This window comes from Paraburkholderia sp. EG304 (assembly GCF_046543485.1).
GTDB lineage: Bacteria > Pseudomonadota > Gammaproteobacteria > Burkholderiales > Burkholderiaceae > Paraburkholderia > Paraburkholderia youngii.
In genome coordinates this window covers 1-1,516 of sequence record NZ_JBKGUA010000205.1, presented here as the reverse complement: position 1 = coordinate 1,516, position 1,516 = coordinate 1, and the positions used below count along the sequence as shown (strand labels likewise).

The 1,516-nt window shown below is 63.4% G+C and carries 1 protein-coding gene and 1 pseudogene; one reads left to right on the top strand and one right to left on the bottom strand.

What is annotated here, in order from left to right; translation table 11 throughout:
- Positions 1–130: 130 nt before the first annotated feature.
- A pseudogene (locus ACLFKU_RS43355) lies at positions 131–1,200 on the top strand (tyrosine-type recombinase/integrase); the annotation flags it as partial.
- Here the strand turns inward: ACLFKU_RS43355 and ACLFKU_RS43350 are convergent.
- Positions 1,169–1,516: hypothetical protein (locus tag ACLFKU_RS43350; protein WP_410853341.1), on the bottom strand; the 348-nt coding region annotated here is incomplete at its 5' end. The pseudogene ACLFKU_RS43355 and the gene ACLFKU_RS43350 overlap by 32 nt on opposite strands.

Sequence of the window (1,516 nt, the reverse complement as noted above, 5' to 3'; positions counted from 1 at the left end):
ACTTGAACCTTGCAAACGGCAGCTAAACCGCCCATTCTTGAACCCACCAAGATGCTCGTTTCTACCCGCTTCTTCTGGCGCCTATATGCCGGAAATACCCGGCTCCTTTATGCCGGAAGGTGACACCGAGCATCCGCTGTTGACCGAGCGCGCCCGCGCACTGGTCGCGGTCACCAAGCCACGCAGCATCGTGCCGTGGGAAGAGTTGCGCCTGCCGCACGAGGTCGATGGCTCGCAGGGCAGTTTCCGGGCGCCGCGTAATGCCTGCACGCTGAACGTGACGAACGATTACGAGGCGGTACAGGCGTGGCTTGCGCTGCACGAAACAGCGACGACGCAGCGCGCCTATCGCAAGGAGGCCGAGCGGCTGATCCTGTGGGCGATCGTCGAACGCGGGCGGGCGCTGTCGTCACTGCCCTGTCAGCGCGCTCAGCAGCCTACGCACTGACGGTGCTCTCGGCGCTGTTTCGCTGGCTGATCGAGCAGCGTAACGTGCTCGCCAATCCGTTTTCCGGCGTCAAGGTCCGAGGCCACGCCTCGCAGCCAGCGCTGGACACGACGCGCGGTTTCACCGAGGGTGAGTGGCTGCTGGTCCGCGCGATTGCCGACGGCCTCGAATGGTCCTATGGCTGGTCGGAGCCAGCGGCGCAGCGGCTGCGCTTCCTGCTTGACTTCGGCTACGCGACGGGTCTGCGCGCGAGCGAACTGGTCGGCGCCGAGCTCGGCAGCATCCGCGTGGACGGGCACGGTGATCACTGGCTGCATCTGGTCGGCAAGGGCAGCAAGCCCGGCAAGGTGGCACTGCCGCCGCTCGCGCGTACTGCGCTCGATCAGTACCTTGCACAGCGACGCCTGCCTGTCACGCCACAACGCTGCAACCCGAAGACATCACTGGTCGCGAGTCTGGGCGAAGACGGCGACGCGGGTATCGCGGGTTCGCGTCTGGGGCGCGTCATGCGCCGCTTCTTCGCACAGGCAGCCGACGTGATCGAGGCCGATCATCCGGTAGCTGCCGAAAAATTGCGCCGCGCGAGTCCGCACTGGATGCGCCACAGCCACGCGCTCGCTAGCGGGGCCAAACTGACCAGCGTGCGCGACAACCTGCGCCATGCATCGATCGCGACGACATCGATGTACCTGCACGGCGACGAAATCCAGCGTGCGAGGGCTATGGATCAGGCCTTTGCCGCCCGAAAATAGCCGCTAACCTATTGAATTCGAAGAATTTCGAAAAAATCGGCGGTTCCAGCATATAACCCCCACAAGCGAATGATTTCGTTGGCATCCCAATGGCCGTGCCACTTTCAATCCTCAGGTCCAAGACCGCTGAGGCGAGAAATTCTTCAAGCGCCAGAGCGAGTACGATCGCCAACGCGCAAGGCATTGACTCCACTGCTTTCGGCGTAGCGCCTGAACGACGGCGACGCTCAGCGACCGGCGATGACACTGCGCCGGTCTCCCACACGAATCTTGCGGGCTTGCGTTCAACGAAGGCAAACAATAGCAGTCCTGAGCC